A 25,517-nucleotide genomic window follows, 5' to 3' on the forward strand; every position below is an offset into this window, starting at 1 on the left:
ACTCCAGCCTCTGACACTTATTTGGCGCTGTTAAGCGCTTCGATCAACTTTGCAGTCAAATCCAGAGAAGGATTAGCATACACCGCCAATTTGCTGGGTAAGATGACATCCACTTTCTCTTTTTCCGCAATTTTCTTCAGTGCGTCGTCAACCTTTGGCTTGGACTCCTGCAAAAACAGTTCTTCCCGCTTAGAGATCGCAGATTGATATTTGTTTTTCAGAAAATTGAATTCCTGCGCTTTTTCTTCCAGCTCTGCATTAAGCTTAGTGCGCTCAGTTTCACTCATGATGGCGGAGTCTTTTTTCAATCGCTCTTGCATTTTCTGCGCCTGCTCGCCAACTTCTCTTAATCTGGCTTCTTCGTCAGCAAAATCTTTCTTAAGATTCTCGCCAAACTTTTTGGCCGCTTGAGAAGAAAGCAACGCCGTACGCAAGTCAACTACCGCCACTTTCTGAGCCGCACTCACCATTCCAGCGTATCCTGTGCTTACTAACGCCAGCGCCAAAGCGGCAATTCGAATCAATTTCATATTGGGCTCCTTAAACTTAAACATTTATCTCTATCGGCTGACTGGAAACCACCAGCGAGGACGCAGAGTTTATAGAGTTCTGCGTAACTTGGCTAACACCGCCAAGCCTTCACTGCCTCGGTTATATGCCGCAAAGACCAGAAAAATCCTGCGCGCGTACTAGGCGACGCGCCAGGAAAAATCATTTCGTTCTTTAGAACGTTTGCCCCAGCAAGAACTGGAAGAATTGGGTTTTATCGCCTTCCTTGTCGTTCAGGGCTCTTCCGAGACTGAAGGACAAAGGACCGATAGGCGTTACCCACGTCATCGCGACGCCAGCAGAAAAACGAAGCTCATCGAAGGAGGGATCGTATCCCCTAGCTGTGTCGAACACATTTCCGCCATCCAAAAACACTACACTACGGATCTGAGAGCGGTCTTTTACAAAGATAAAAGGCACTATCAACTCAAGGCTGGACTCAACCTGTACATTACCGCCAAAGGGATCCTGATCTCTATCCGGATTACTAGGATGCGGCGTACTCCTTGGTCCTAGCGTATTGGCCTTGAACCCGCGTATAGATCCAAATCCGCCAGCATAGTAATGCTCAAAAAACGGCAAGCGATCATTGTCGCCATACCCATCGCCATACCCCAAGTCAGCCCTTAACTTAAGCGCCCACTCCTGGTCTTCTGACAACGGGAAGTATTGGGTGTTGTTGTAGTTCAACTTGTAGAAATTGTAGTCACTCAACTCTGGTAACGTGACCTTCACAGAGAAAGACTGCGAGTTACCTGACGTTGGGAATAAGCCTTTGTTTAGAGTGGAGCGGCTCCACCCGGCAGACAAATCAAAGAAGCTGTAGCTAGAGCCAAATTCATTAGTGAAATCAGAGATTTCCTGAACAGGGTACTTGGGCAGCTTAATGCGGGTGTGAGTATAGCCTGAGCTAAAGGTCAGCCTTGAGAATCTATCTATTGGATAACCGAAGTTAACGGAGCCGCCCATGCTGTCTTTCAGATATGCCGCGACATCATTGTCATCATCGTCATAGTCCGTTTCCTTGTAAAACAGACTGAAGCCTCTGCTTACCCCATCAACGGTATAATATGGATTGGTGTAAGAGAAGTTGGCGCTCTGAACGCTCTTACTTTTGTTAACCCCGAATGACACCCGACGGCCCGTTCCCAGGAAGTTCTTCTCCGCCACACTGGCGCCCACAGTCGCGCCGCCATCCTGCGAGTAGCCCAAACTTGCGGAAAGGCTGCCGGTAGGCTGCTCTTCCACAGAATAGTTCACGTCTATCTGATCGTTGGTTCCAGGAACCAGAGGCGTTTCCACAGTAACGGTTTTGAAGAACCCTAAACGCTCCAGTCTGGATTTGGACGCTTCGATCAAGTCTGTCGAAGCTGCAGCAGACTCCATCTGCACCATTTCCTGACGCAGCACCTCATCGCTGGTTGAAGTGTTGCCGCTGAAGTTGACTCGGCGCACATATGTACGACGGCCCGGTTCAACATAAAAGGTAACCGAAGCGGTATTATCGTCGTGCGGTTCAGGAATAGCATTCACACTCGCAAATGTATAACCATCGTTCCCCAGACGTTTGGAAATGATGTCCGATGTTACCGTAAGGAGCTGACGGGAGAATGTATCGCCAGGCTTCACTACAATCAGCTTGCGTAACTCTTCTTCTTCGACTTTCAAGTCGCCCTTTAAAGCAATGTCGCGAATTTTGTACTGAGGCCCTTCATTCACGTTAACCGTGATGAACACTTGCTCTTTATCTGGAGAAACGGAGACCTGCGTAGATTCGATACTGAACTTGATGTATCCATTATCCAGGTAATGTGAGCGAATACGCTCCAAGTCGCCATTCAGTTTCTGCTTGGAGTACTTATCACTGCTGAAAATCGACGCCCAAAACCCGGTTAACTTGAGCTGCATAAGATCGCGCAACTCGTCATCCGAAAAGGCGTTATTACCGACGAAATTAATATGCTGGATGGCTGAAACCGGACCTTCCTTGATTTTGATATTCAACTGCACGCGGTTACGGGGCAACTCCTCCACTTCCGCTTTCACAGAAGCATTGTAGCGCCCCTGCGCGACATAGCTGCGTAAAATTTCCAGCTCAATACGCTCCAGCGTCGAGCGTTGAAACACCTCCCCTTCCGAAAGCTTGGCGGACTTAAGGCCTTCCATTAAATCTTCGGTGGGTAGGTTTTTATTTCCCTCAACTTCAATCTTGCTGATGGATGGACGCTCAGTCACATTGATGATCAGCACATCGCCTTCCCGGCTCAGCTTGATATCGGTAAACAGTCCCGTCTTAAAAAGCGAGCGGGTAGCGTCCGCAAGCTTCTTTGAGTCAACGCTCTCTCCCACATTGACAGGGAACGCGGTAAAGACGCTTCCAGCGGACACTCGTTGCAAACCATCCACTCGAATATCGGAAATGTCGAATTGATCATCTGCAGCGTAAGAAAAAGCGGCCGTGAGCCAAACAAAGATAAAAAGCAATACTCTCATGTAATCAACACACGTGATGGGAGCCGAAGATTCAGCATTATTTACTACAATTTGGAGAGGTCGTTATAGAACGCTAACAACATTACGAAAGCAATGAGGGCCATCCCGACTTTTATCCCAAGCTGTTGTTTTTCTTCAGATAAGGGTTTGCCCCGAATAAGTTCGACAAAATAATACAATAAATGCCCGCCATCCAATACCGGTATTGGCAACAAATTCAGGATACCCAGACTAATACTTAAATATGCAAGAAAGCCAAGAAACGCCTCCAAACCGGATTTAGCAGAGATTCCGGCAGCCGAAGCAATGGTGAGAGGCCCGCCAAGATTTTCGACCGAAATCCGTCCGGTTACGATTTTTTTCAACGCGGTCAACGTCAGTAGAGACATATCCCAGGTCTCTTCCAGCGCCTTGCCTACCGCTACAAATGGGGAATACTTCACGTCGCGCAGCATTCCAGGCGGCCATTCAGTCGCTTTCGCCTCCGCCCCAATTACGCCGTAGGCCTCACCATTGTGCTCCCTTGCCTCGGGGCGAACGCTAATATCCAGCGACCGACCAGCTCTTTCCAGGGACAACGTTAATTGTTTTTCAGGAGACGCTTTTATTTCACGAACAAAGTCAGACCAGTTGCCGACAGGGCGGCCTTCAACCGCCACAATTCTATCGCCAGGCTCCATCCCTCCTTGCTGAGCGCGTCCGCCCTGAGTCACGCCGTGAACCACCGCAGGCGCATCAGGAACGAAGCTTCTCATTCCCAGTTCCAATACAGGGTTAGGCTCAACTTTTCCGATAAGCCAATCATTAATCGGCACAGTTGCGTCGTGAGGGAGACTTTCGTCAGGGAGGCGATAACCGAATTCAATAGCGCCAGTATCACCAAGACGCCCGACCAACTGCATGTTGACGTCGCCCCAGCTATATACTGGAGATCCATCAACGCTGGTCAGCTCCGCGCCCGCGACAATCCCCGCCTGCTGCGCAGGTGAGTTGTTAGAGACGCTTCCTACGACTGGCGCCAGCGTTTGGATACCGAGTACAAACATACACCAATAGGCGAAGACAGCGAATATAAAGTTCGCCACGGGCCCTGCAGCCGCGATGGCTATACGCTTGCCCACCGCCTGCTGATTGAAAGTCAGATGCCTTTCTTCAGCGGAGACATCGCCTTCCCTCTCATCCAGCATTTTGACATAGCCGCCCAAAGGTAAGGCTGCAATCACAAATTCAGTGCCTTGCTTATCCCGCCATGTCAGCAGAGGAGATCCAAAGCCAACGGAGAACCGCAAAATTTTGACGCCACAGCGCCGCGCCACCCAAAAGTGACCGAATTCATGGATGGTGACCAGCACCCCCAATGTAACTATAAACGCTAAGGCTTTTTGAAAAAATTCCATGCTCTCTATTGTAAATATATCTGAGCGACCTTCTAGTGAGGCTTACGGAACAATAACTCCGCCAGCCAACTCATTAATGGCTTCCGAGGCATATTGACGGGCTACTCTGTCAGCTTCAATTACAGTTTCGACAGAATCCGCTCGCACAATAGAACCTTTCAGCAAACTCTTTTCAATAACAACGGGAATATCGACGAACCGGATGCCGCCTTGAAGAAACGCATCTACCGCCACCTCGTTGGCAGCGTTAACTACCGCCGGCGCAGTTCCACCAAGTGCAAAGGCTTCTTCAGCCAGCCTCAAACAGGGAAAACGCGCCTTATCCGGCTTTTCGAAGTGCAGCTTCCCAATAGAAAACAGATCTAACGGCTCAACACCTGCATCGACCCGTTCCGGCCACGCCAACCCATAGGCGATAGGCGTACGCATATCCGGGTTGCCCATCTGAGCCAAAATAGAACCATCCACATACTCAACCATGGAGTGGATTATCGACTCAGGATGCAAATGCACTTGAACAGAGCCTGGAGCCAGATCGAACAACCAGCATGCTTCGATCAACTCCAACCCCTTGTTCATCAAGCTCGCGGAATCAACTGAAATTTTACGCCCCATAGACCAGTTCGGGTGCTTACACGCCTGCTCCGGCGTTACCTGCTGTAATTGCTCACGAGAAAAGTGGCGAAACGGGCCCCCGGACGCAGTCAACAGGACACGAGTAACCCCATGTGCAGCAAGTGATGCAGAATCGTTTAAGCGTTGCGCCGCCTCTGGCAGGCATTGGTATATCGCATTATGCTCACTATCAATAGGAAGGAGTTCAGCGCCATGCTTTCTCACAGCGTCCATGAACAGCCCGCCAGTCATTACCAGCGCCTCTTTGTTGGCGAGCAGTATACGCTTTCCGGAGTTCACCGCCGCTAATGTGGGAGTCAATCCAGCCGCTCCGACTATAGCGGCAACGACAACATCAACATCCTTAGCGGACGACGCCTCGCACATAGCCTCAACGCCCACTCTAACCTCAGTAGAGAGGCCTGAGTCACGAAGGCGCTGCTTAAAATCCGCTGCGCCCGCATCAGTCGCCAATATAGCGAATTTTGGCCGATGTTTAATGCAGATAGAAAGGAGCTCGTCCAGGTTACTGTGAGCCGTGGCGGCGTAAAGCTCATACCGATCGGAATGACGGGCCATCACATCCAGGGTGCTGCGCCCAATAGAGCCCGTAGCTCCTAAAACAGTAACTCGCTTCATAAACCTACCCCTGCATCCAGCCTGAAAACATGGCTAGCACTAGGAATACAGGAGCCGCAGCCGTAACACTGTCAATGCGATCAAAAATACCGCCATGTCCTGGAAGAATTTGACTGCTGTCTTTCAGGCCAACAAAGCGCTTACCAAGACTTTCTATCAAGTCGCCCACAACGGAAAAAATTGCAGCTGACAGGGTCATCATCCAAAGCACAACAAGCTGAGGTAAGGTAAGAGTCAAAAACGAGTTCATTGCGAAAGGCAAAACCGAAACAGCCAGCATCCCACCCACTGCGCCTTCCCATGATTTTCCAGGACTGACATGAGGGGCAAGCTTGTTCTTACCGAAAGTCTTACCAGCAAAGTAAGCGCCAACATCGGCAAACCAAACGATGAGAAAGATATAGAGGATTATCCACTTTGTGTCGAAGCCAGGCTCAAGCACAAACACCCCGCCGCGAATCGCCACCAGCGCCTTCCAAGCCGGGGCCAGGATTAATAACCCGGCGACAGCCCGGGTCATAGATGGCGTCCAGAAAGCTTTAGATGCAGGGTATGTTAGAACTATCGCCAATGCGCCTATCCACCAAATCAACGCAATGGAGAGAATCAACATGGCGGGCAAATGAGAACAGGCCAGCAATACAACCGCCGTCATGGCTGCGTAACTCACTCGGGAAGTTTGAGACGTGAGACCGCAAATCTGCGCCCACTCCCACGCCGCCAAGGTAACAATCGCCCCAATAAAAAGAGAAAAACCAAACACATCGGTCAGCGCCACTCCCGCCAGAAATAAAGGCAGGAGAATCAACGCAGTGATTATTCTTTGTTTTAGCACAATTAACGCTTTGCAGCTGGATTAGTAGCGAATTCGAAAGAGGATGGATGCTCAGCCTGAGACCCGCCATCTTCCGCCAAGCGACGATCAACTTGGTCGTCAGTTTGCCCAAACCGTCTTTTCCGGTGGCTATATGCAGCTAACGCCAACTCCATCTGCTCCGTACGGAAATCTGGCCAGAACACATCCGCGAAATACAGTTCCGTGTAGGCAAGCTGCCATAAAAGGAAATTACTGATTCTCTGCTCACCCGCGGTGCGGATACACAGATCAGGAGGAGGAAGATCACCCAATTCGACATACTGCTGGATCAGGTGATCATCAATATCAGCAGCGCGAAGCTCGCCTCGCTCAACTTTTTCAGCAACACGACGGGTCGCTTGAGTAATATCCCAGTGCCCGCCGTAGTTGGCCGCTATCGCCAGCGTCATGCCTGTGTTGCCGGCGGTTAACCCTTCTGCGTCCTGCATATGTTGCTGCAGAGTAGAATTAAATTTGGAACGGTCGCCAATGATTCGCAGCCGGATATTGTTGCGATTAAGTTTACGAACCTCACGTTGCAGCGCGACAAGAAATAAGCGCATCAGCGCACCCACTTCTTCTTCGGGACGACGCCAGTTTTCGCTACTGAAAGCGAACAAGGTCAGCACTTCCACACCGTGACGAGCGCAGGTTTCAACGACGGCCCGCACAGAATCAACGCCAGCCTTGTGACCCGCAACTCCAGGGAGTCGACGCTGCTTCGCCCAACGATTATTACCATCCATGATGATCGCCACATGGCGAGGTTTGCTGGTTCCAACCAAAGGAATATCAGCCGTCGACATTTAACCCTCCAACATCCAGCCGCCATTCATGACTTATACAGCCATCAGGTCTTTTTCTTTTTCAGCAAGAACGCGATCGACCTCAGCAATATACTTGTCGGTCAGCTTCTGGATATCGTCCAGCCCGCGCTTCTCTTCGTCTTCGGAAATTTCTTTGTCTTTCAGCAGTGTTTTGATATCTGCGTTAGCATCGCGGCGCAGATTACGAATCGCCACCCTGGTGTTTTCCGCCTCTCCGCGAGCCGTCTTCACCAACTCCTTACGAGTCTCTTCCGTCAACGCAGGCATTGGCACCCGAATGACTGTACCAGCGGTAGATGGGTTAAGACCCAAGTCAGACTTCAGAATGGCTTTTTCAATTTGTGGCACCATGTTCTTTTCCCATGGCGTTACGCTCAGAGTTCTGGCGTCTTCAACCACCACATTAGCGACCTGGGTCAAAGGCGTGTCAGAGCCGTAGTATGAAACCATGACCGATTCAAGAATCGCAGGGTTAGCCCGACCAGTCCGAATCTTAGCGAAGGCATGACCAAGCGCCTCCATGGACTTTTTCATTTTTTGTTCAGATTGTTTCTTAATATCATTAATCATGGCTTTACCCTCGCTCTATCAATGTACCTTCTTCCATACCCACCACGATATTGATCAGCGCGCTAGCTTTATTCATATCAAATACCCGCACAGGCATACCGTGGTCGCGACACAAACAAATCGCTGTTAGATCCATGACTCCAAGCTTACGCTCGAGCACTTCATCATAGGTGAGTCGATCATATTTTACTGCATCCGCCACTTTCATAGGATCGTCGGAGTATACGCCATCCACTTTAGTGGCCTTCAAGACGACGTCCGCGTCAATCTCAATACCGCGCAGACAGGCAGCGGAATCAGTTGTAAAAAACGGGTTGCCGGTACCAGCACAGAAGATCACCACGTCGCCTTCTTTTAAATCACGAATAGCGCGGCGACGATCATAATGCTCAACAACACCGCTCATAGGTATGGCGGACATAACACGGGTCGCGATATTGGAACGTTCCAGCGCATCCCTCATAGCCAGCGCATTCATTACAGTCGCCAGCATACCCATATGGTCGCCGGTCACTCTGTCCATACCCGCATCTTGCAGTGCTTTACCGCGGAAAAGGTTCCCCCCCCCAATAACCAGGCCGACCTGAACCCCTATACCAATTAGCTGACCAATTTCCAACGCCATGCGATTGAGCACTTTCGGATCTATTCCGAAGTTCTCTTCTCCCATGAGCGCTTCACCTGAGAGTTTTAGCAGTACACGCTTATATTTGGGTTGAGTTTGAGCAGACGGGGGCATATGTAGTTTCACCTGTGTTGCACGCTAGCTTGGCAAGTTGAAGAAACGCTGAGAGGCTGTTTACAACCTCCGGATACTAATGTGGCGAGAGCAGAGTATACCGCCCTCGCCACAAATTCATACAAAAAGAAGAAATTAGCCTTTCAGCTGAGCAGCAACTTCTGCAGCGAAATCCACTTCTTCTTTTTCAATACCTTCACCAACTTCGTAGCGCACCATAGCAACTACCTGAGCGCCAGCTTTCTTAACCAGATCGCCAACTTTAACGTCAGGATCTTTAACGAAAGCCTGCTCCAGCAAGCTAATTTCCGCTAGGAATTTATTGATGCGGCCATCAACCATTTTGTCGACGATCTCTGCAGGCTTACCGCTCTGGTCAGCTTGCGCCTTGTAAATTTCACGTTCTTTAGCGATCACTTCATCGCTAACGTCATCACGAGAAACGAACTGCGGGTTCACTGCCGCGATGTGCATAGCAATATCTTTGGCCAGTTCAGCGCTGCCGCCATTAAGAGCAACCAGAACAGCAATACGGTTGTTGCCGTGAACATATGCGCCAACCACATCGGAAGACAGCATAGAAGCACGACGAACATTGATGTTTTCACCAATTTTCTGAACCAGAGCCTGACGCTTCTCTTCCAGACCAGACTCCATCAGAGCCGCCACGTCAGCGGACTTTTTGTCAAAGGCTGCGCCAACAACGCCGCCAACAAAGCCCAGGAAGTTTTCGTCACGAGCAACGAAGTCAGTTTCACTGTTTACTTCAACAACAACTGCATAGCTGTTGTCATCGCTGACTTTAACTGCAACCACGCCATCCGCGGATACACGGCCAGCTTTCTTAGCTGCCTTCATGCCGCTGCTTTTACGAAGGTCTTCAATCGCTTTCTCGATATCGCCTTCCGCCTCAACAAGCGCCTTCTTGCACTCCATCATGCCCAGACCGGTGCGCTCGCGCAGTTCTTTTACCATGGATGCTGAAATAGCCGCCATCTTTTAATCCTCACTTGTCAGGTTCAGAAAAATTGAAAAAAAAGGGGAGATCGTCCCCTTTTTGATCATTCTATATGCCTAAGATTACTCTGACTTTTCGGCAGCTTCTTCGGCGGAAGCAGCTGCTTCATTAACTTCTACGAACTCATCGCCATTGCCCGCCGCAGAGGACAGACCTTCCAGGCAAGAGTCAGCAACGGCCTTGGCGTAGACTTGAATTGCGCGAATGGCGTCGTCGTTACCAGGAATAACATAATCAACGCCGTCTGGATCGCTGTTAGTATCAACTACGCCGATAACAGGAATACCCAGCTTGTTGGCTTCTTTGATAGCGATACGCTCATGATCCACGTCGATCACGAAAAGCGCGTCAGGCAGACCGCCCATATCTTTGATACCGCCAATGCTTCTTTCCAGCTTGTCCATCTCACGATTCAGCATCAACACTTCTTTCTTGGTCAGCTTGTCGAAAGTACCGTCTTGACTCTGAGTTTCCAGGTCACGGTAGCGACGGATGGATTGACGGATGGTTTTATAGTTAGTCAGCATGCCACCCAACCAGCGGTGGTTGACATAAGGCATGCTGGCGCGATCCGCTTCTTCTTTAATGATCTTACCGGCTGCACGCTTAGTGCCAACGAAAAGAATTTTATTTTTCTTTTCAGCCAGATTGGAAACGAAACGCAGAGCATCATTCAGAGCAGGTACAGTGTGCTCCAAGTTAATGATATGAATCTTGTTACGCGCACCGAAGATATATTTGCGCATTTTGGGGTTCCAGAAACGAGTCTGGTGACCGAAGTGAACGCCTGCCTTCAGCAGGTCTCTCATTGAAACTTCTGACATATCTTTTACTCTTTAAAATGTTTGGGTTTAACCTCCATGCATCCCATGCTCCAACCGCATCTAGGCGGCACCCGAAACATGTGTCGACGCATGTGTGTTTTTTATGGTTTCAACGCCCCTGATTTCAGGATGCATTTCAATCCGGCGCGCTTTATACCACAAACACCCGTTTTTTTAAAGACCAAAATCACCCTCCGCCTCTCCAGCGCAGAGCCCTCAACGACCAAAGCACGCAGGAAAACGATAGCCTAGCAAAGAACTCGGATTTTTATTCACTCTGCGAACCGGTTACAATACGGCAGCGTTTACAATCAACAGAATCACACTTTGCCCTTGCAGGCAGTTGGAACCCTCAGAAGCGAGCATGAAAGTTACCATCAAAACCCCTGAAGAAATCGAAAAAATGCGCATCGCCGGCCGTCTTGCGGCTGAAGTGCTTGAAATGATTGAAGAGCATGTGAAACCTGGAGTCACTACCGGCGAACTGGACGAGATTTGTCATAACTATATTACCGAAGTCCAACAGGCTATACCTGCTCCGCTGAACTACAAAGGGTTCCCCAAATCTATCTGCACCTCAGTCAACCATGTTATTTGTCACGGTATACCCAGCGACAAAAAAGTACTGAAAAACGGCGACACCGTTAATATAGACATCACCGTAATAAAAGACGGCTATCATGGCGACACCAGCAAAATGTTTTTTGTCGGCAAGCCCACCATCGCCGCAGAGAGACTGGTGCGCGTTACCCAGGAATGTCTTTACAAGGGCATTGAACTGGTCAAGCCCGGGGTTCGCCTTGGCGACATTGGCCATGTCATCCAGCAATATGCGGAAAGCCAGCATTATTCGGTCGTAAGAGAGTATTGCGGCCATGGTATCGGCGCGGTATTTCACGAAGAGCCGCAGGTAATGCACTACGGCACGCCTGGAACTGGCATGGTGGTCAAAGAAGGCATGACTTTTACCATTGAACCGATGATCAACCAGGGCAAGCGCCACTGCAAACTGCTTCCTGACGGCTGGACAGTCGTCACCAAGGACCATAAGCTTTCAGCTCAGTGGGAGCACACCATCCTGGTGACCGCAGACGGATACGAAGTTCTTACCAAGCGTAGCGAAGAGTCTTTCTAGTCAATAAATCCGGTTTATGACTGAACAAAGCGACCAGGCATTAACGGAAGCGCCGCCAATCAGGCTTGATCCGCGTCTCATATTTGACGCCGACGCCTACGCCACGCTTCTAAGAGAAGGAAAGCCCACCCTGGGCTTTCTGAAGCAATCTCTACAGAGCGCCACAGAGCGACTGCACGAACAATTCAAATCCGGCGCCCCTATCAGAGAGCTGGTTTCCGGCCGGGCCGCCTATATTGATCAGGTGCTCAAAGCCTTGTGGCTGGGCGCAGACTGGTCTGATCCAGATAAAATATGCCTTCTTGCGGTCGGTGGGTATGGGCGCAATGAGCTCCTCCCCCACTCTGACATTGATTTATTAATCCTGCTTGATGATGGCGCTGATATCAGCGAATTCGGTCCCGCGATTGAAGGATTCATTACCCTGCTGTGGGACCTCAACCTCGACATTGGCCATAGCGTCCGCACGGTATCGGAGTCGATAGCCAAAGCGGCGACAGATATCACCATCGCCACGAACTTACTGGAAACCCGCACTCTAGCGGGAGCGCCACAGCTTCGGGGCCAGCTCAGTCGTCGCGCTTATTCAGATGAATCCTGGACGGACCAACGCTTTTTCAGCGCCAAGAGAGACGAGCAGCTGGAAAGGCATCAGAAATACGGTGATACCGAATACAATCTTGAACCCAATATCAAGACATCCCCAGGCACACTGCGCGATATTCAAACCATCGGCTGGATCACCAAGCGCCACTTCTGCAATGAAAGCAGCGACAGCGAAACGGCTTACGACTTCCTGACGGCTGATGAGTACAGCACTTTGCGCGAGGGCGAAGCCTATCTTTGGCGCCTAAGGTACGGCCTGCAGATGCTGGCGGGACGTAACGAAAACAGACTGCTGTTCGACCATCAACGCTCACTGGCCAATCTATTGGGATATATTGACCGCGAAGATGAACTCGGCGTCGAACAGATGATGCAGGAGTACTACCGCTACGCCATGGCGCTAGGCGAACTTAACGACGTGGTGCTGCAATACTTCGATGAAATTATCCTGCATGCCGATGACGAGGAAGTCATCGTACCGCTCAACAGACGCTTTCATATCCGCAATGACTATATAGAGGCCATCAACAACCAGACCTTCGCCTACCAGCCTTTCGCCTTAGTGGAGGTTTTTCTGCTGATGGCGCAAAGCCCTCAGGTCAGAGGCATTCGCGCCAACACCATTCGGGCGATCAGAGCGCACCGACACCTGATAGACGACAAGTTCCGCAGCGACTTGGCCAACACGTCTCTATTTATGGAGATTTTAAAAACGCCTCACGCCCTGCATCGCACACTTTCGTCTATGAAGCGCTATGGCGTGCTAGGCAAATATCTCCCGGAATTTGGTCGCATTGTCGGCAAGATGCAGCACGACCTATTCCATATTTACACCGTGGATGCGCACACCATTCACGTGATTCGCAACATGATCCGCCTGCGCAACCCCGAAAGCGTCAAAGATTACCCACTGGCGACCCGACTGGTGTATCGACTGCCCAAGCTTGAGCTTCTATACATTGCCGGCATATACCACGACATAGCAAAAGGACGCGGCGGCGATCATTCAGAACTGGGCGCAGAAGATGTTGAGGCGTTCTGTAAAAGGCATCATCTCAGCCAGCGCGACACCAGCCTGGTGGCGTGGCTGGTGCGCAACCATTTGTTGATGTCGATGACGGCGCAACGCAAAGATCCATCAGACCCTGAAGTGATTCATGAGTTCGCCAGCAAGATCGACTCGCAAATACATCTGGACTACCTCTATACACTGACTGTTTGCGACATCAGCGCCACCAACCCCAAATTATGGAACACTTGGCGCGCAGCTCTTTTGCGACAGCTCTACAGCGAAACCAAACGGGCAATCCGCCGCGGCCTGGATACGCCGCCCGACCGCAGTCAGTGGGTGGCGGACACCCAGACCGAGGCCCGCGAGATATTACACTCGCAGGATTTTGGCGACGACAATATCGACGCCATCTGGGACGCTCTGGAAGAAGAGTATTTTTTGCAGGACTCCACCGGAGAGATAGCATGGCAGACCGCCGCTATCATTCGGCATAGCGACTCCACAGAGCCGCTCGTATTAATTCGCGACGCCAAGGGCGGTGAAGCGGAAGGCTTCATGCAAATCATGGTGTATCAGCGGGCTCGCGACGACTTATTCGCCGCCACCACCGCCACGCTGGAGCAACTACGCCTGAACATTGCCGAAGCCCGAATTAACTGCGCCACTGACAGATTCAGTCTTGGCTCATTTGTGGTCAGCAGCGCCGACGCAGACACAAGCGGCTCAGTCAGCAAGAAGCAGATCTCCCAGCGTTTGGAAAGGGAGTTAAGCAACCCCGAACACTACCCTAATGTCATCAAGCGGCGGACGCCCCGACAGCTGAAACATTTTTACTTTCCGACTGAAGTCACTTTCAGCAATGACACCGTTAACCAACGCACGGTCATGGAGATTATCACTCCAGACCGCCCGGGGCTGCTCGCCCGTATCGGCAGCATTCTGCTGGAGCATGAGGTCGAACTCGTCACAGCCCGCATCGCAACGCTTGGCGAGCGAGTGGAAGACGTTTTCGTTCTGACAGATATTGATGGGGCTCCCTTGAGCGACCCTGAGCTATGCCGAACATTGCGCGACGATATCTGCGGGCAATTGGACCAACAGAACAGTAAAGAACTATAGTCATCTCCCTGATTGACGACAGGCTCTGGAGTAACGACAAAGATATGAACCCAAACCTTTCTCGTCTGCAGCCGTACCCGTTTGAAAAACTGGCGCAGCTGAAGCAATCCGCCCAACCGCCAGAGCACCTGCCCCATATAGCGCTTTCTATCGGCGAGCCCAAACACGCACCGCCAGAGTTTGCCTTGGACGTGCTGCGGAATAATATGAGCGCTCTTTCACGCTATCCCACGACCAAGGGAGAGCCCGAACTCCGCCAAGCCATCGCCAGCTGGCTGGAGAAGCGCTTCAATCTGACGGGAGGAATAGATCCGGAGTCTCAAGTACTGCCAGTCAATGGCACTCGAGAGGCCCTGTTCGCCTTTGCGCAGGCCGTTATCGATCCTACTCAGGACACCCTTGTCGTCAGCCCAAACCCGTTTTACCAGATATATGAAGGCGCTGCTTATCTGGCAGGGGCGGAACCCTATTTTTTGCCTTGCGACGCAAGCAATAGTTTCATCCCCGACTTTGACTCCGTCCCAAACTCCATTTGGCGACGCTGCCAGCTCCTGTTTCTTTGCTCTCCTGGCAACCCGACCGGTCGCGTTATCCCTGCTGAGACACTACAGAAACTGATTTCTCTGGCTGATGAGCACAATTTCATTATTGCTTCAGACGAGTGCTACTCGGAGATATATTTCGATGAGTCCGCCGCGCCCATTGGCTTGCTGGAAGCCTGCGCCAAATTGGGCAGACAGGATTATCGTCGTTGCGTCGTATTTCACAGCCTGTCAAAACGTTCAAACGTTCCGGGGCTCAGGTCAGGTTTCGTTGCAGGGGATGCGAACATACTTCGAGAGTTTCTTTGTTACCGCACTTACCATGGCTGCTCAATGCCCATCCCGACGCAGCTTGCCTCCATCGCACTTTGGAGCGACGAAGAACATGTACGACAAAATCGCACCCAGTATGTGAGTAAATTTCATAGCTTTAAGGAAATACTTGCTCCGTGCTGGCCACTTGAGATGCCTGACGCCGCCTTTTACTTCTGGGCGCACACGCCAATTCCTGACGATGTCTTTGCGCAACGCCTTTATGCGGAGAAAAACCTCACCGTTTTACCCGGACGTTTTCTAGGGCGCGAGCAGCAAGGCGTCAACCCAGGAACTGGACGCGCCCGCATGGCGCTAGTCGCCTCAGTGGATGAATGCATTGAGGCCGCCCAGCGCATCAAGTCATTTATAGAGTCACTGTGAACAGCTCGTTACGAGCGCGCAACTCAAAACGGGAACAACCGTAAAACAACAGGTGAAATGGTCCAATGAGTTTGAAAGTGTACGGAATCAGCAACTGCGACACCGTAAAGAAAGCTAGAAAGTGGCTGGAAGCCAATAATATTGAATATACTTTTCACGACTTTAAAAAGTCTGGCGTTCCTCAAGACAACCTGGAAGCCTGGCTTAACGCAGTCGGCGTGGAAACGTTAGTCAACAAAAGGGGAACCACTTGGCGCAAACTCTCGGACTCAGATAAGTCCGATATAGAATCAGGGACCAAGACGAAAGAATTACTGTCGGAGCACAGCTCCGTTATCAAACGTCCGGTGATAGAGACACCATCAGGAGACATCATTACAGGCTTTACACCATCCCAACTGGAAAAATACGCCTGAATGAATTGCAGTCTCCCGACACCGGAGCAACAGACATTCAAAGACATTAAACACTAAGCAAAGAAGGTACTATCATGTTGGCATTTGGCATTGGCGTAGGCGCCAAGAACAGCAAAGGAGACTGGCTTGAAACCTATTACGCCGCTCCCTTGTGGAATCCCGCAGCAGAAGTAAAAGAGCTGTTGAAGGATTCACTGGGCTACGCCGGCGGCAACCAGACTCTGGAGCTTGACGCTCAAAAGCTGGAAGCTCTGGCCACAGCGTTCGACAAAGCGAACCAGCCCGTGCAAGCGCAAACCGCCAAGGCGTTACGTGACTCAAAACGCCCGACAGTAGCCGTAGTAATTGAAGAAGACGGCAAAGCTTCTTCCACACCCGAAGTGTATTTAAAGCTGCAATTGATATCCCATCGCTTTGTGAAACCCCACGGGATTAATCTGGAAGGCATTTTCGCCCTACTTCCCAATGTAGCCTGGACATCACAGGGCGCTATCGACATTGATGAACTTTCGTCACGTCAACTGAGCGCTCGCGCCAATGGTGAAACCCTGCGCGTATTTTCCGTAGACAAATTCCCGCAGATGACTGACTACGTAGTACCCAAAGGCGTACGCATCGCTGATACCGCCCGAGTCAGGCTCGGCGCCTATGTCGGCGAAGGCACCACCATCATGCACGAAGGCTTCGTCAACTTTAACGCTGGCACCGAAGGCGCATCCATGATCGAAGGCCGCATCTCTGCAGGCGTAATGATCGGCGAAGGCTCCGATCTTGGCGGCGGCTGCTCCACAATGGGCACACTGTCCGGCGGCGGAGCGATTATTATCTCAGTCGGCAAGAACTCATTAATCGGCGCCAACGCCGGGATTGGCATTCCTCTGGGCGACCGCTGCAAAGTTGAGGCTGGCCTGTACATCACCGCTGGTTCTAAAGTGGCGGTAATGGATGACAAAGGCGAAGTTGCAAAAATCGTCAAAGCCCGTGAACTAGCTGGCCAAAATGACTTATTGTTCCGCCGCAACTCTGAAACGGGCAGAATCGAAGTCGTCACCAATAAAACCGCGATTCAGTTGAACGAAGCGTTGCACGCGAATAACTGATATCAATGCGGCAGGGGACTCCCCTCCCCTCGAATGATATAAAATGCAGCAAGGCGGACAGACTCCCAGTCGTCCGCCTTATTTTCAGTCGCAACCCATTACTCGTTGAGCGCATCATGACCGACTCCCTTTCCCCTACTCTGGAACTGGCTGTGGACCTTATCAGGCGCCCTTCCGTCACTCCTCATGACGCAGGCTGCCAAGATCTATTAAGTCAGAGGTTGCAAACCATCGGATTTGAAATAACGGACCTTCCTTTCGGAGAGGTGCAAAACTTTTGGGCCAAACGCGGCTCTCAAGCCCCATTGGTTGTTTTTGCCGGCCACACCGATGTCGTCCCCACAGGACCGGAAGAAAAGTGGGAGCACCCTCCCTTCGCCGCGGAGGTGAAAGATGGCGTGCTACACGGTAGAGGCGCCGCAGATATGAAGGGAAGTCTGGCGGCCTTTATGACCGCCTGCGAGCGCTTCGTTGCCAAGCACCCCAACCATCGAGGCTCCATTGGCTGGCTGATCACCAGCGATGAAGAAGGCCATGCAGTGAACGGCACGGTTAAGGTGGTGGAGTATCTGGTCAACAAGGGCGAAGTCATCGACTGGTGCATCGTCGGCGAACCTTCCAGCACCCATACAGTTGGCGACGTCATTAAGAACGGTCGTCGTGGCTCCATTGGCGCAACACTTTTAGTGAAAGGCGTTCAAGGACATGTCGCCTATCCTCATCTCGCCGACAACCCAATTCACAAAGCCGCGCCAGCACTGACCGAGTTAGCGAATGAAAAATGGGACGAGGGCAATGACTTCTTTCCCGCCACTAGTCTGCAGATCTCGAATATTAATGGCGGAACCGGCGCCACCAATGTCATTCCGGGCGAACTCAATGTCATGTTTAACCTGCGTTTTTCGACAGAGCTAAACGCAGATATCATCAAGCAAAGAAGTGAAGCGATTCTTCAAAAGCATGGCCTGGACTACGATATAGAATGGCGCTTATATGGCGAGCCTTTCCTGACGAGCAAAGGGCCATTAATCGAAGCCACTCAGAAAGCGATCAAACATGTTCGTGGCTCTGATACGACACTTTCCACCAGCGGCGGAACGTCAGATGGACGCTTTATCGCACCAACCGGCGCACAGGTGGTGGAGCTGGGGCCTTGCAATGCAACCATACACCGCATAAATGAACAGGTTCTGGTCAGCGAAATTGACCAACTCAGCAGTATTTATGAACATATTCTGGAAGAATTACTGGTAGTCGAGTCTAAGTAGACTCAATAATTAGCAGGCCGGAGCTGAGCCTATGACCTCGCCCAATCCCAGTATCATAAAGCGACTGATGCAGCGATTGCTAAAGCGGGATTACGATCAGGCGCGCGCTTTTCAGTGCTTTCTGTGCGGTGGCGTTACAGCAATATGCGCCATGGCGACGCTGGTGATCTCTAATGCGACGCACTCCGCCACACTGGCTCAGGACCTGCTAAACCTGATCGTGCTTGCGCTGCTTATTTTAGGCCTAGTAATGGCGGCGTATGGCTATATTCGCTTACTTATTATACGTTTATCCAATTTCGCCAACGACAGTGGCAACCGGAAAGAGTCCTGATATATGCAAAATCCCCCCCGCTATCCCGATATCGAAATCTATATTCTGGACACAAATCTCCCAGATATATGCGAATGGCTAAAGAAACATCTAACGATTAAGGGAGCCCCCTTGGTGGAGGGAAACACACACAAGATCCACACCAACTACGACGGCGCCGACATTCCTGTCATCGTTGTTGAAAAAGCTTCCGGCAAACGCTTCACAAGCGTTTGGTTCGACTCCTCCTCCACCCCCTGGGAAACGGATCTGGACTGTGCTCGCAGCGCATTCTCAGCCCTCAATAAAGAGGTGCGCTGCTCTGCAAGCGGCTGGATCGAAGAAGAGGAAGAAGATGCGCCTGATCTATGGTGGAAAATCAATCAGCACGGCGAGAAACAGTGTAACTGGAAAGATTAAAGGGCGGTTAAACCGCCCTTTTAACGTCTACCTGCAAAGTAGTGATCAGCGAACGGGAGAGACATCCTCCGCCTGAAGACCTTTATCCCCTTCCACTGTCCGGAACCTCACTTTCTGTCCCTGACGCAAAGAACGATGACCTCTGCCCCGAATTGAGCGGAAGTGAACAAATATGTCATCGCCACCTTCGCGCGTAATAAAGCCAAATCCCTTATTCGGATTAAACCACTTAACAATACCCGACTCGCGCTCGTCATTGGCGTTATCTTCCTCATAAGCCTCTTCCGAGCTTCCAGACAATATCGCCGGCAAAAAGCCAGCCAGAATGAATAGCACAGCGGTGATCAAATAAACGCCAATGCCTGCGCCAGAAGTTAAGAGGCTCGTTAATCCACTGCCGTCCGCCATGAAGGAAAAAGTGGGCTGCATACCGAAAAGACTCAGCGCAACGCCAAGCACGATAGGAAGAATAAGACCGGCAATCACTGCAATCATCATTTTTACTGAATTATTATCTTTCATTTATTAACTCTACAAATAATTATTTTGGAACAAAAAACACCCCAATGGCTGAGATGGAGAGACTTACGAGTGTGTTTCATATCATTCCGAAAACGGCATGGATGATACCGAAAGTCCCCTCCACCAAGCCTAAACATCAGAGCGCCGGTTCGGTCAGCATATAGACCCGAGCGGAAATCTTTAGAAAACCAGCTAGACTAAAAAGCGACCGACAAAATAAAAAAGGCTTCTCCGAACGCTCTGCTCTCGATGATTTAGAATCGAAATCATCTAAGAAGTCCTTATAATAGCAAATCGAGACATATATTACGTAGTACGCGGGTACAACTTTATGACTTATGGCCTATATTTTTTGGCCGCCCGCTCCTACCAGACGTTCGACTGAGGTTAAGGGCTAACGAATGGAACAAAGAGTCACCGACCTGGAAACCAAGCTTGCTTTCCTGGACGACCTGATCACATCGCTCAACGATACAATCTACCAACAAGACAGGCGGATTGAAAAACTGGAGAGCCAGCTGGACAACCTGCGCGAACAACTTGAGAGCGTGAGAGAGCTGTTGCCTGAAGATGGAGAAGAGGGGCCGCCTCCGCATTATTGATACTGCAACCAGCAATATGCTCGACAAGAAATAACCTAATCCAGCCTAATCGCCGTATTTAAAAAATGTTGGGAAAAGCTGCCCTTTATACATTCATTCGCCAATCATCTTCGGCATTGATAAGCCTTGTGGCAAACCTATACTTAGCCAAGCAGCTTTCTCCAGCAGGTATGGGTAAATACTCTTTCTTCATGGTTACTGGCAGCTTGCTTACCACTATATTCTCATTCTCAATAGCGAATATAACCGCAAGAAGTATTGCATCTGCTCCCAGCATAGGTGAACGTGAAAGCGCAATATCAACATCCTACACTTTGATGGTGTTTGCAATTTCGGCACTAATAGTAGCTCTCATACTTTCCAAAATGTTAGGCTTACTCGGCGACTATAGTGACTTAGTACTCTTATATCTAGGACTCTACACCAGCCTATCGATCATAAGGGAGTGGCTTGCTTCGGTATGTCTAGCTCTTGAAGAAATAAAAGTTTTTAATTGGATTCATTTATCATCAAGCATATTGTTTCTCATGATGCTTCCTGCGATAAATATTAATGAGTCAAACTGGTCAATCGCCGCGGCCTTACAAATAGCATCTATTACAATAGCAATACCATCAATAGCTTACCAGCCGTTAAAGCATTATATTCGCTACTGCAGACTAGCTCCTGGGAATCTTAAAAGCATATATAGCTACGGCTACAAAATATACTTTGCCAATTTAATTTCTTTTATTAGCTTGCGCATACAGTACTATCTAATAGAAGCGCTACTTGGAGCGAGACACTTAGGAGCCTTTGCAATTGGAAACAGCATTATAGAAAAGTCTGGGATGCCCGCACAGTCAATTGCAACTGTGCTATTCCCAGACTCAGCAAGATCAAAAGAGTCGCTTACAAGAAAGTCAAAAACATTAAAACTAGCGTTAGCTGCAGCACTGATCACCGCCCTCATATCTCTAACAATAATACTTCTATCAAACTATATCCTTCTAGATATTATAGGTGACAACTACCGGACGACACTGGTGGCCATATCGAGCCTCACTCCTGGCATCATTGCTTGGTCAGCAGTCAGAGTCTTAGCTTCAGATATGGCGGGAAGGGGATACTCAGGTAAAAACCTAATAATAAGCACATCCGTACTAGCAGGAGTATGCTTATCCATACTGGCTAGTTACCAATACGGCTTAGGTGCAATATGCACTGCCATTTCAACAAGCTACACGCTAGGGCTAGTGATTACTTATATCCTTTTTCAGTCAACTTATAGAGAAAACTTACTAAAATGCTAATCTCTCCTGAAACTGAAGCTTATTTAACCGGAGAAAAATTTACAAATTCCGGTAGGTTTAAAATCATTTCTGAGAGACAGCTTCTCGATAGAAATCAACATATACTGAACATATGTAAAGAAAGATCAGTACTGCATGTTGGCTGTTGCGATCATATTCCGCTAATTGAAAAAAAGATAAAGCGGGGGTCTCATCTTCACAGTCTTTTGAATACCCATACAAAGAAATGTATAGGATTGGATATCGACGAGAAGTCAATAAGTTATTTAAAAGAGATTGGTATCAGCAACATTTTCACTCCTGAAACGCTGCCACAAGATAAGTACGACGTATGTCTTGCAGCAGACGTTATAGAACATGTCGGCAATGTTCAGTCATTTTTAAACGAAATAAACCGTCATGATTTCAAGACTCTCGTTATAACAACACCAAATGCGCTTAGAATAAAAAACTTTACATCCTTAAAGTACGAAGAAATTAATTCTGATCATCGATACTGGTTTTCGCCCTATACTTTATGCAAAACAATCACAGAAGCCGGCTATATAATAAAGAACGTAATTTATGGACATAGGCCCAAAAAATTGAACTTCATCTACAATGCGTTCTTTAGCTATTTCCCAAAATACAGAGACGATCTAATCATAGTTTCAGAAAAAAAATGATGGAACTGATACTTTTCACAAATTACTTCCCTTTCGAAACGAGCGGCAGCGAGCATATTTTCGTAAACACAGAGCTTAGATTTCTTTCAAATCATTTTAAAAAAATACGAATAGTCCCCGCCAAAACTGAGGGAAAGGCAGTCCATCTAGACACTGACAAATACACGTTAGATACCTCACTTGCTCGAGAGCTTAAAAAGGGGAGGCTTCATAAATTAAGCAGTTTTTTAAAATGGCAAGGCTCCATCTTAGAAGTGTTTAAACACGTACATTTAAAGTCTATCCATGGACTCTTATTTACAGTAAGAGACGCCAGTATCGCTCAGTCCGTTAAGTCTTGGGCCAAAAAAAATATATCTTCAAATAGTCCCTCCCTACTATACACCTACTGGGCTTCTCCAGTAACTCTTGGATTATGCTCTTTTCGAGATGAAAATAGCCTAACAAAAGTAGTAACCAGGGTCCATGGCTACGATTTATACCAAGAGCGATACCGAAAAAACTATATTCCGTGGCACCGCCAGATACTATCAAGCCCCAATACAGTATATACCGTATGTAAGCAAGCCAAAGAGTATATAAAGGAAAAATACGGAATAGATAACAATATTAAGTTATCCTATCTAGGTACTTTCAACCCCCACCACAAGGTTCGGCGATCAACTGACACCAAGCTCAGAGTATTATCTTGCTCTCATATAAACAAAGTAAAAAACGTACCCTTTATTGCAGAAACCCTAAAAGCGTTTTGTCTTAAAAACTCTATTTCAGTGACCTGGACACACATAGGGAATGGAATAGAAATGAATAGTGTAACGAGAGCATTAAAAGACAGACCAGGAAATCTTAAAGTTGAATTATTGGGCGAACTAACATCAGAGGAAGTATACGATTATTATAGGAGCAACCCCGTAGATTTATTTATACACTTGAGCCACTCAGAAGGATTACCGGTTGTATTACAGGAAGCCGCCAGCTTTGGTATTCCGATCATGTCATCTGATGTTGGAGGATGCTCAGAAATTGTTGATAGCACAAACGGATTTCTTCTTTCTATTAGGCCTGATACAGCGGAAACTGTAGGAGTTTTGGAGAAGTTTGTTAAATTAAGTAACGAAGTGGTTGACTCAATGAGAGAGGCCTCTTTTCTAAAGTGGAGCAAGCATTTTAATGCTGAGAAGAACTACTCTATATTCTCAAGTGAACTTAAACACTTGGCTTCAAGGAATGATGAATGAGCTTTCCGCCCTCGCCTTTGGTAAGCATATATATAACGACAAAAAATAGAGAAGACTTGATTCTTAGAGCCGTCAATTCTGCTTTAGCGCAAACTTACACCAATATTGAAATTATAATTGTAGATGATGCATCAACTGACTCAACACGTCACATACTTGAAGAATTAAAAAATAATTTTAACAATATTTCTATAATAACCCACACAAAATCAAAAGGCGCCTGCGCTTCTAGAAACGCTGCTATACTTAAAGCAAAAGGGAAATATGTAACAGGACTAGACGACGACGACTATTTTTTGCCTGAACGAGTTTCCACTTTACTTGAGCATAACAAAGAAACATACTCATTCATATGTAGCGATCAGTACATATGCTTAAAAGAAGGAGTCCTTTCACATAAAAAATCTACCATAAACACCCTTACTTTAAATGAAATGCTGTATAGCAATTTTGCAACAAACCAAGTACTGGTAGAAAGAGAAAAAATCATTGCGGCTGGGTTATTTGATGAAGAGTTAAGCTCTTGCCAAGACTATGATATGTGGCTGAGACTAGTTATTAAATATGGGCCCGGATTTCGAATCCAAATCCCTCTCATAGTCTTTGATCAGACACCAGGAAGAGAAAGAATATCCACCAACAAGAGTAAGATACCTGGATTTGAGCTATTCATAGAAAAGCATCAGCACATTATGAAAAAGCCCCACATGAGAGCTCAGCAGCTACGATTAACACTAGCTAAAAACAATAAGCTTTCCTTCCTTGAAGTTCTAAAATACTCTTCCTACAGAACACTATTACGAGATATTAGAATATGGCTAAGAGGATATTATCTAAAATGAAAAACTCCTCTTTGCTATTTTATATCGACAATTATGAGAGGCTTTATTTTTTTAAGCGCTTTTTTTCTGCCGTTTATTCGTTAGAGATGAACCCCGTTGTCATCACCTCTGTACCTAGCATCCATTTACGACTAAAAGTAAGTAAAATAAAAACTTACCTTATAAAGAGACCAGAAAAAAATAAATCACATGAAACAGAGTACAATCGCAACTCCTTAGACTTACTAACAGGAACACAGGACAGGAAACTTTCTAACTTAGTTTACAACTCAGCCAAATCCCTGACTCTAGTCATTCTAAAAAATCACAACATAATACTCGCTCTTATTTTCAATGGGAGCTCCACCGTAGCACATGCAATTTCCGACTCTCTAAACGAAAATAGTATAAAGAAAGTCTATTTTGAGCTAGCCAACATTCCTGGGAAAATATTTGTCGACCCTGATGGAGTAAATGCTCAGTCTAGACTTTTCCATAGCCCTAATATATTGGATGAGTTTTCCCCTCCCCCATCTTTCGAATACACCCGCTGGAGGGAGTGGTACTTAAGCGTAGGAAACAAGCCTCTACAAGCAAATCTTAAGAACAAATTTTATTTAGGCAACATTTTAGATGCTTTATTATACAAAATAGGGTATGGGATAGATTTAAATAAGGGCTCACTGATATCGAGACTAACAAAAAAAAATATTCCAGGAAGTAAGAGCAGTCGCGGCATTCTAGAAGAGGAAAAAGCACTACCAGATAGATACGTGTTTATACCTTTGCAAGTTTCAGATGACACTCAACTTTTACTAAATAGCGACTTTACCAATGCCGAGGCGCTAATCTACGCAAACAAGGAGGCTATCAAAAGGGGGCTTCCACTAATAGTAAAAATTCATCCCGCAGAGAAATCCGAAAAAGAGATTGATAAAATTACAGCTATCGCAAAAGATAATAATATTACGATATCTAATAGTAGCGCTTCGCGATTAGTTTCCCATGCCTCACTTATAATAACTATAAACTCATCTGTTGGACTGGATGCATTAATAAGAAGAAAAGAAGTAATATTCTTGGGGAAGACACTGTACGAAAACTTGACTTATGATCGGCTAGAAAAATACATATACCATTACCTGCTAAACATCAACTATTTCAACCAGCAGGATATCAGCACGTCGACTTTCAATATGATTATTGAAAGAGCATACATTTAG

At 48.1% G+C, this 25,517-nt stretch carries 25 protein-coding genes; 14 read left to right on the top strand and 11 right to left on the bottom strand.

Annotated features, from left to right (window positions below):
* Window positions 1–17 precede the first annotated feature (17 nt).
* The 10 genes from KP814_RS01005 to rpsB form a co-directional block, all read right to left on the bottom strand.
* The gene (locus KP814_RS01005) at window positions 18–530 is read right to left on the bottom strand and encodes an OmpH family outer membrane protein (RefSeq protein ID WP_127969051.1); all 513 of its coding nucleotides are present in this window, start codon (window positions 528–530) and stop codon (window positions 18–20) included.
* A gap of 193 nt (window positions 531–723) precedes the next feature.
* Window positions 724–3,042 carry an outer membrane protein assembly factor BamA gene (gene bamA, locus KP814_RS01010; RefSeq protein ID WP_216734998.1) on the bottom strand — a complete coding sequence of 773 codons (2,319 nt, stop codon included), beginning with the start codon at window positions 3,040–3,042 and terminating at the stop codon, window positions 724–726.
* Window positions 3,043–3,086: 44 nt separating this feature from the next.
* On the bottom strand, window positions 3,087–4,439 hold the full coding sequence (gene rseP, locus KP814_RS01015) for an RIP metalloprotease RseP (protein ID WP_216734999.1): 1,353 nt from the start codon (window positions 4,437–4,439) through the stop codon (window positions 3,087–3,089).
* A 42-nt stretch (window positions 4,440–4,481) separates the two neighbouring features.
* A complete protein-coding gene (gene ispC / locus KP814_RS01020; protein WP_216735000.1) occupies window positions 4,482–5,693 on the bottom strand; it encodes a 1-deoxy-D-xylulose-5-phosphate reductoisomerase in 1,212 nt (403 codons plus the stop codon).
* A 4-nt stretch (window positions 5,694–5,697) separates the two neighbouring features.
* Window positions 5,698–6,528 carry a phosphatidate cytidylyltransferase gene (locus KP814_RS01025; protein ID WP_216735001.1) on the bottom strand — a complete coding sequence of 277 codons (831 nt, stop codon included), beginning with the start codon at window positions 6,526–6,528 and terminating at the stop codon, window positions 5,698–5,700.
* Window positions 6,529–6,530: 2 nt separating this feature from the next.
* Window positions 6,531–7,355: a polyprenyl diphosphate synthase gene (gene uppS, locus KP814_RS01030; protein ID WP_216735002.1), complete on the bottom strand. Its 825-nt coding sequence runs from the start codon at window positions 7,353–7,355 to the stop codon at window positions 6,531–6,533.
* Between the two features lie 33 nt (window positions 7,356–7,388).
* Complete coding sequence (gene frr / locus KP814_RS01035) at window positions 7,389–7,946, bottom strand: ribosome recycling factor (RefSeq protein ID WP_216735003.1); 558 nt, start codon at window positions 7,944–7,946, stop codon at window positions 7,389–7,391.
* A 4-nt stretch (window positions 7,947–7,950) separates the two neighbouring features.
* The gene (pyrH, locus tag KP814_RS01040; protein WP_011398989.1) at window positions 7,951–8,685 is read right to left on the bottom strand and encodes a UMP kinase; all 735 of its coding nucleotides are present in this window, start codon (window positions 8,683–8,685) and stop codon (window positions 7,951–7,953) included.
* Window positions 8,686–8,820: 135 nt separating this feature from the next.
* Window positions 8,821–9,681: a translation elongation factor Ts gene (gene tsf / locus KP814_RS01045; RefSeq protein ID WP_216735004.1), complete on the bottom strand. Its 861-nt coding sequence runs from the start codon at window positions 9,679–9,681 to the stop codon at window positions 8,821–8,823.
* Between the two features lie 84 nt (window positions 9,682–9,765).
* Window positions 9,766–10,527, bottom strand: coding sequence for a 30S ribosomal protein S2 (gene rpsB, locus KP814_RS01050; protein ID WP_216735005.1), 762 nt, complete (start codon window positions 10,525–10,527; stop codon window positions 9,766–9,768).
* Window positions 10,528–10,891: 364 nt separating this feature from the next.
* Here rpsB and map point away from each other — a divergent pair, with 364 nt between their 5' ends.
* The 8 genes from map (at window position 10,892) to KP814_RS01090 (ending at window position 19,154) form a co-directional block, all read left to right on the top strand.
* Window positions 10,892–11,662, top strand: coding sequence for a type I methionyl aminopeptidase (gene map / locus KP814_RS01055; RefSeq protein ID WP_216735006.1), 771 nt, complete (start codon window positions 10,892–10,894; stop codon window positions 11,660–11,662).
* 16 nt (window positions 11,663–11,678) lie between these two features.
* On the top strand, window positions 11,679–14,399 hold the full coding sequence (locus KP814_RS01060) for a [protein-PII] uridylyltransferase (RefSeq protein ID WP_216735007.1): 2,721 nt from the start codon (window positions 11,679–11,681) through the stop codon (window positions 14,397–14,399).
* 44 nt (window positions 14,400–14,443) lie between these two features.
* Window positions 14,444–15,637 carry a succinyldiaminopimelate transaminase gene (gene dapC / locus KP814_RS01065; RefSeq protein ID WP_216735008.1) on the top strand — a complete coding sequence of 398 codons (1,194 nt, stop codon included), beginning with the start codon at window positions 14,444–14,446 and terminating at the stop codon, window positions 15,635–15,637.
* Between the two features lie 65 nt (window positions 15,638–15,702).
* Window positions 15,703–16,053, top strand: coding sequence for an ArsC family reductase (locus tag KP814_RS01070; protein ID WP_253938083.1), 351 nt, complete (start codon window positions 15,703–15,705; stop codon window positions 16,051–16,053).
* A gap of 74 nt (window positions 16,054–16,127) precedes the next feature.
* Window positions 16,128–17,153, top strand: a complete 1,026-nt coding sequence (dapD, locus tag KP814_RS01075; RefSeq protein WP_216735009.1) for a 2,3,4,5-tetrahydropyridine-2,6-dicarboxylate N-succinyltransferase — start codon at window positions 16,128–16,130, stop codon at window positions 17,151–17,153.
* A gap of 116 nt (window positions 17,154–17,269) precedes the next feature.
* Window positions 17,270–18,421, top strand: a complete 1,152-nt coding sequence (gene dapE, locus KP814_RS01080) for a succinyl-diaminopimelate desuccinylase (protein ID WP_216735010.1) — start codon at window positions 17,270–17,272, stop codon at window positions 18,419–18,421.
* A gap of 31 nt (window positions 18,422–18,452) precedes the next feature.
* Window positions 18,453–18,755, top strand: coding sequence for a hypothetical protein (locus KP814_RS01085; RefSeq protein ID WP_216735011.1), 303 nt, complete (start codon window positions 18,453–18,455; stop codon window positions 18,753–18,755).
* Window positions 18,756–18,758: 3 nt separating this feature from the next.
* A complete protein-coding gene (locus KP814_RS01090) occupies window positions 18,759–19,154 on the top strand; it encodes a hypothetical protein (protein WP_216735012.1) in 396 nt (131 codons plus the stop codon).
* 45 nt (window positions 19,155–19,199) lie between these two features.
* On the opposite strand, the gene KP814_RS33215 is transcribed toward KP814_RS01090, so the two are convergent.
* Complete coding sequence (locus KP814_RS33215) at window positions 19,200–19,676, bottom strand: cold-shock protein (protein ID WP_305000040.1); 477 nt, start codon at window positions 19,674–19,676, stop codon at window positions 19,200–19,202.
* A gap of 401 nt (window positions 19,677–20,077) precedes the next feature.
* On the opposite strand from KP814_RS33215, the gene KP814_RS01100 reads away from it, so the two are divergent.
* The 6 genes from KP814_RS01100 (at window position 20,078) to KP814_RS01125 (ending at window position 25,517) form a co-directional block, all read left to right on the top strand.
* A complete protein-coding gene (locus KP814_RS01100; protein WP_127969035.1) occupies window positions 20,078–20,278 on the top strand; it encodes a SlyX family protein in 201 nt (66 codons plus the stop codon).
* Between the two features lie 65 nt (window positions 20,279–20,343).
* Window positions 20,344–21,570 (top strand): oligosaccharide flippase family protein, encoded by a 1,227-nt coding sequence (locus tag KP814_RS01105; protein WP_216735013.1) that lies wholly within the window; start codon window positions 20,344–20,346, stop codon window positions 21,568–21,570.
* Window positions 21,564–22,235 (top strand): methyltransferase domain-containing protein, encoded by a 672-nt coding sequence (locus KP814_RS01110; protein WP_216735014.1) that lies wholly within the window; start codon window positions 21,564–21,566, stop codon window positions 22,233–22,235. Before KP814_RS01105 ends, KP814_RS01110 begins: the two co-directional genes overlap by 7 nt.
* On the top strand, window positions 22,232–23,473 hold the full coding sequence (locus tag KP814_RS01115) for a glycosyltransferase (RefSeq protein ID WP_216735015.1): 1,242 nt from the start codon (window positions 22,232–22,234) through the stop codon (window positions 23,471–23,473). The genes KP814_RS01110 and KP814_RS01115 overlap by 4 nt, the downstream gene beginning before the upstream one ends.
* Window positions 23,470–24,315, top strand: a complete 846-nt coding sequence (locus KP814_RS01120; protein WP_216735016.1) for a glycosyltransferase — start codon at window positions 23,470–23,472, stop codon at window positions 24,313–24,315. The genes KP814_RS01115 and KP814_RS01120 overlap by 4 nt, the downstream gene beginning before the upstream one ends.
* Window positions 24,288–25,517, top strand: coding sequence for a hypothetical protein (locus KP814_RS01125; RefSeq protein WP_216735017.1), 1,230 nt, complete (start codon window positions 24,288–24,290; stop codon window positions 25,515–25,517). Before KP814_RS01120 ends, KP814_RS01125 begins: the two co-directional genes overlap by 28 nt.

The organism is Hahella sp. HN01 (assembly GCF_018986435.1).
Lineage (GTDB): Bacteria > Pseudomonadota > Gammaproteobacteria > Pseudomonadales > Oleiphilaceae > Hahella.

Excerpts from the sequence above, each read along its gene's own strand:
- uppS (WP_216735002.1), bottom strand. The coding sequence starts at position 7,355 with ATGTCGACGGCTGATATTCCTTTGGTTGGAACCAGCAAACCTCGCCAT.
- pyrH (WP_011398989.1), bottom strand. The coding sequence starts at position 8,685 with ATGCCCCCGTCTGCTCAAACTCAACCCAAATATAAGCGTGTACTGCTA.
- dapD (WP_216735009.1), top strand. The coding sequence starts at position 16,128 with ATGTTGGCATTTGGCATTGGCGTAGGCGCCAAGAACAGCAAAGGAGAC.
- KP814_RS01070 (WP_253938083.1), top strand. The coding sequence starts at position 15,703 with ATGAGTTTGAAAGTGTACGGAATCAGCAACTGCGACACCGTAAAGAAA.
- dapC (WP_216735008.1), top strand. The coding sequence starts at position 14,444 with ATGAACCCAAACCTTTCTCGTCTGCAGCCGTACCCGTTTGAAAAACTG.
- frr (WP_216735003.1), bottom strand. The coding sequence starts at position 7,946 with ATGATTAATGATATTAAGAAACAATCTGAACAAAAAATGAAAAAGTCC.
- map (WP_216735006.1), top strand. The coding sequence starts at position 10,892 with ATGAAAGTTACCATCAAAACCCCTGAAGAAATCGAAAAAATGCGCATC.
- KP814_RS01125 (WP_216735017.1), top strand. The coding sequence starts at position 24,288 with ATGGCTAAGAGGATATTATCTAAAATGAAAAACTCCTCTTTGCTATTT.
- KP814_RS01085 (WP_216735011.1), top strand. The coding sequence starts at position 18,453 with ATGACCTCGCCCAATCCCAGTATCATAAAGCGACTGATGCAGCGATTG.
- bamA (WP_216734998.1), bottom strand. The coding sequence starts at position 3,042 with ATGAGAGTATTGCTTTTTATCTTTGTTTGGCTCACGGCCGCTTTTTCT.
- rpsB (WP_216735005.1), bottom strand. The coding sequence starts at position 10,527 with ATGTCAGAAGTTTCAATGAGAGACCTGCTGAAGGCAGGCGTTCACTTC.
- KP814_RS33215 (WP_305000040.1), bottom strand. The coding sequence starts at position 19,676 with ATGAAAGATAATAATTCAGTAAAAATGATGATTGCAGTGATTGCCGGT.
- tsf (WP_216735004.1), bottom strand. The coding sequence starts at position 9,681 with ATGGCGGCTATTTCAGCATCCATGGTAAAAGAACTGCGCGAGCGCACC.
- KP814_RS01060 (WP_216735007.1), top strand. The coding sequence starts at position 11,679 with ATGACTGAACAAAGCGACCAGGCATTAACGGAAGCGCCGCCAATCAGG.
- KP814_RS01115 (WP_216735015.1), top strand. The coding sequence starts at position 22,232 with ATGATGGAACTGATACTTTTCACAAATTACTTCCCTTTCGAAACGAGC.
- KP814_RS01105 (WP_216735013.1), top strand. The coding sequence starts at position 20,344 with ATGTTGGGAAAAGCTGCCCTTTATACATTCATTCGCCAATCATCTTCG.
- dapE (WP_216735010.1), top strand. The coding sequence starts at position 17,270 with ATGACCGACTCCCTTTCCCCTACTCTGGAACTGGCTGTGGACCTTATC.
- ispC (WP_216735000.1), bottom strand. The coding sequence starts at position 5,693 with ATGAAGCGAGTTACTGTTTTAGGAGCTACGGGCTCTATTGGGCGCAGC.
- KP814_RS01120 (WP_216735016.1), top strand. The coding sequence starts at position 23,470 with ATGAGCTTTCCGCCCTCGCCTTTGGTAAGCATATATATAACGACAAAA.
- KP814_RS01005 (WP_127969051.1), bottom strand. The coding sequence starts at position 530 with ATGAAATTGATTCGAATTGCCGCTTTGGCGCTGGCGTTAGTAAGCACA.
- KP814_RS01090 (WP_216735012.1), top strand. The coding sequence starts at position 18,759 with ATGCAAAATCCCCCCCGCTATCCCGATATCGAAATCTATATTCTGGAC.
- KP814_RS01100 (WP_127969035.1), top strand. The coding sequence starts at position 20,078 with ATGGAACAAAGAGTCACCGACCTGGAAACCAAGCTTGCTTTCCTGGAC.
- rseP (WP_216734999.1), bottom strand. The coding sequence starts at position 4,439 with ATGGAATTTTTTCAAAAAGCCTTAGCGTTTATAGTTACATTGGGGGTG.
- KP814_RS01110 (WP_216735014.1), top strand. The coding sequence starts at position 21,564 with ATGCTAATCTCTCCTGAAACTGAAGCTTATTTAACCGGAGAAAAATTT.